1 protein-coding gene and 1 pseudogene are annotated in these 3293 nt (G+C 72.8%); both read right to left on the bottom strand.

All coding sequences use genetic code 11. The features are described 5' to 3' along the window. Positions 1-72: 72 nt before the first annotated feature. The gene (locus IEZ12_RS35735) at positions 73-567 is read right to left on the bottom strand and encodes an Imm21 family immunity protein (RefSeq protein WP_189278371.1); all 495 of its coding nucleotides are present in this window, start codon (positions 565-567) and stop codon (positions 73-75) included. A gap of 297 nt (positions 568-864) precedes the next feature. Continuing rightward, a pseudogene (locus IEZ12_RS35730) lies at positions 865-3293 on the bottom strand (hypothetical protein); the annotation flags it as partial.

The following is a 3293-nucleotide window of genomic DNA, read 5'->3' as shown; positions in this document are numbered from 1 at the left end:
ACAACCTCGCCCTCGCCGGATGACCGGCAGGGCACGTGCCCCAATGCTGCCAGGTGAGTTACGAGACAGCCTTTAGACCAAGCGATATAGAGTCACCCAGACATTCCAGCTTTCACTGGGTGTCAGCTCAGCTACTTGCACGTTCACTGATCCCGTCGGTCGAGGGACACGCAGCAGTCGATTGAGAGGGACTTCCCTCCCCGACCAAACGGCATCGAAAACCACCAGATCGCCGCCCGCATCCCATGATGTGATCGTCTCCCAACGTAGGGCAGGGAAAGCCTCGACAACGGTCTCGACCACATTTGCGACCGAGGTCTTCGCCCTCCGCTGCACAAGCAGATCCAGGCTGGGCACATAGGTGAGTGGTCCTTTGCCGGCTGCCAGCATCAAGGCCTGCACTCCCGCGACGGAGTAAGTGCCAACGACACCATCGGTCTGACCCGCCCGCCAGTAGTCAGTGGACTCTTCCGGATCATCTTCGTCGTCCTCGGCACCCCCTTGCCACAGCTCCCGCACGGATTCCGGAAGGCACACATACAGCCCTCCCAGAGAATCGATCCACATCGTCCCGGTTGTCATTGGAGCGATCACTTCCTACTACGTGCCGGAGCCCACAGCCCAGACGGGCTTTGAGACCAGCCAGGGCCGACATTCAGGAGATCCTTCGACACGACCAGCCCTGATGGCCTCTGCCTGTAGCCCTGACCGGCGCGCGCCCGCACCTGGGGACGCCGTAGGTCCAGTACCGCCCGCACCTCATCGACGGCCACCTGGTCGAGGATCTCCGCCGCAGCCAGTTCGCCACCGGCCGACCGCCCGCTCCGGGTACTCGCCGTCGAAGTCAGCGGCGTGGCGCCGCGATCAATTGCCTCCTGACGGTAGGGCGGTCGTCTCGGCGAGGTCGATGCCCAGCACGCCGGCTGCGGTGGCGACGCAGAGGCGGCCGGCACCGGTGATGGCCAGGCCGACGGCCCGGGCTCCGAGACGCAGGTCGCAGGTGACGGGGTCGGTGCCGGTCAGGACGACGCGGGTCAGGCCGTCCTCCCAGGCGGCGGCGTACATCAGGCGCTGCCCGGGGGTGGCCACGGCGACGGCGGTGACCGGGCTGTCGCGGGCGAGGATCGGGGCGGTCATCGGGTACCGGTCCGGCATCCAGGTCCAGACCGTGCCGTCCTGGCCGCCGGAGATGACCAGGTGTTCGTTGTCGTAGCCGGTGACGTCCACGGCGGTCACAGGGCCCCGGTGCATCTGCGTGTCGGAGCGTCGCGGTTCGCCCCGGTCCACTGCGGGGATCGCGTGCACGTGGCCGGTGTCATCACCCAGCACCATCACCGGGCGGGGGCCGCTGGAGGCGGCCATCGCGGTGGCCCCGGCCTCCAGGGACTCCCGCAGCCGGACCAGGGCCTCGGTCGCCGTCCGGGAGTCGTCCTCCGGGAGGATGGAGTTGATCGATCCGTCGCGGTACAGCGCGTGCGCGCTGCCGTCCTCGCCGGCCGCCAGGGCGACCGTCGACGGATCGTCGAGGACGAACCGTCCGGCCCCCTGGATCAGCGATCCGGTCGAGGGGTCGACTGTGGGAACCGCTCGGCCGATCCCGACCAGCAGCCGGCCCTCCGCGTCCGGGCCGTGGCCGGCGGCCAGCAGGTGCACCTGCTCGATCCGCCGCCCGAACGACCAGCGCGCCCGCCACGTGTGACCGGCCATCATGCCCAACTGTTCGGCCAGGGCGCCGAGTTCCGGCTGCTCGGCGCCGGCCAGCCAGGTGTGCAGCGCCGACGCGCGGACGCCCGGCCCGGCAGCCGCCGTGACCACCGGCCCGGCCAGCCACCACGCCTCGATGAGCCGCCGCGGCGGATCCCCCTCCCGCTCCGGTCCCACCCTGCCGAACGGGCCGGTGCGCAGCCGGTCCGGCGACGTCGCGTCCGCGAACGCCTGCTGGTGGGCGGCGAACGCCAGGGTGACCGACGCCGGATCGGCGTGCACCAGCACCGCCGGATCGGACAGCAGGTCGACCACCGAAGTCCCGGACCGGACGGCGTGGCGCAGCACGAGTCCCAGCCAGGCGCTGTCGTGCGGCCCCGGTGCGGTGGGGAGCAGGGCCTGGCGGAGCGTCGGGTGGTCGGGGCCCCAGAGTGCGAGCCGGTCGGCGAAGGTGCGGGGCCAGACCCGCAGAGCGCCGTTCTGTGGCGGCAGCACGAAGTCGGCGGCCTGGTGGACGGCCGTCGGCCCGCCCGAGTTCGGCAGCGCGCCCCACAGGTCGGCGTCGACGTCGCCGCCGGCGGCGGCCGCGAGTGCGACGATCGGCGCCCGGGCGGTCTCGGGCAGCGACGCCCACCACGCCTCTGCGAGTGTCTCGGCCTTCTGCGCGGGTGGCGCGGCCGGGTCGACGGGTGCGCCGGGCGCGGTGCGGGCGGCGAGCAGCGCGAGCGCGGGTGAGGGGTAGAGCGCCGCCGCGGGCAGCGGGTGGTCCGCCAGGGACGCGCACCACTGGGCGTAGGCGTCGGGGTCGGTCCACTGCGGCTGGTCCAGGTCGAGGACCGCGGCTCGGGCGTCGAACAGGTCGGACGCTTCGCATTCCACCACGATCCGCACCCAGGGCACGGTGAGCAGCGGCCCCAGCACCTTCTCGACGATCCGCTGCGGGGCGTCCGGGAGCAGGCCGGCGCCGGCCCGGTCGAGGCCGGTCACCGCCAGCACGCGCGGTACGCCGTCGGTCAGTGTCTCGATCAGCTCGTGCACGTCGGCGGCCGTTGTTCCCAGTTCACGGGCCAGCTGCCACACGAAGCTGTCCGGCGTCAGGCCGTCGGCGGCGAGCAGTACGTCGACGCGGCGGTCGGTGCGCGGGCTGTCGGGCGGGCAGGCGGCGGTCAGCCAGCGCAGGAGGTGGGTGCGGCCGCTTCCGCTCGATCCGGCGATGCGGCACAGCCTCGGTGCGTGGGGGTCGCCGAGCCATCCCAGCAGGGCCCGCCCGGCCGGGCGCCGCCCGGCGTGCAGCGGCGGCAGCGGGGCTGCGGGAGCGGCGGGTTGCTTCTGGACGGGCGCGTGGTGGCGCGGGTTGGGCCAGAACCGCACGGGGCGGCCCCCGGCGTCCAGCTGCCAGGCGCCCGGCACGCTCTGGTCGTCGCCGCTCGCACCCGTGACGCCCGGCACGCCCTGGTCGTCGCTCGCGTCCGTCTCGAACAGCCAGTTCCCGTGCTGCGCCCGCTCGGTGCGGGTCCGGCCTCCGCCTCCGGGGAACGGCCGGTAGCCGCGCGGCGCGATCGGCTCCTTCGGCGGGACCCAGCCGGCCT

It is taken from the genome of Kitasatospora griseola (assembly GCF_014648555.1).
Classification (GTDB): Bacteria; Actinomycetota; Actinomycetes; order Streptomycetales; family Streptomycetaceae; genus Kitasatospora; species Kitasatospora griseola.
The sequence above is the reverse complement of the archived record's forward strand: the minus strand, read 5'-3'. Positions and strand labels throughout refer to the sequence as shown.

Excerpts from the sequence above, each read along its gene's own strand:
- IEZ12_RS35735 (WP_189278371.1), bottom strand. The coding sequence starts at position 567 with ATGTGGATCGATTCTCTGGGAGGGCTGTATGTGTGCCTTCCGGAATCC.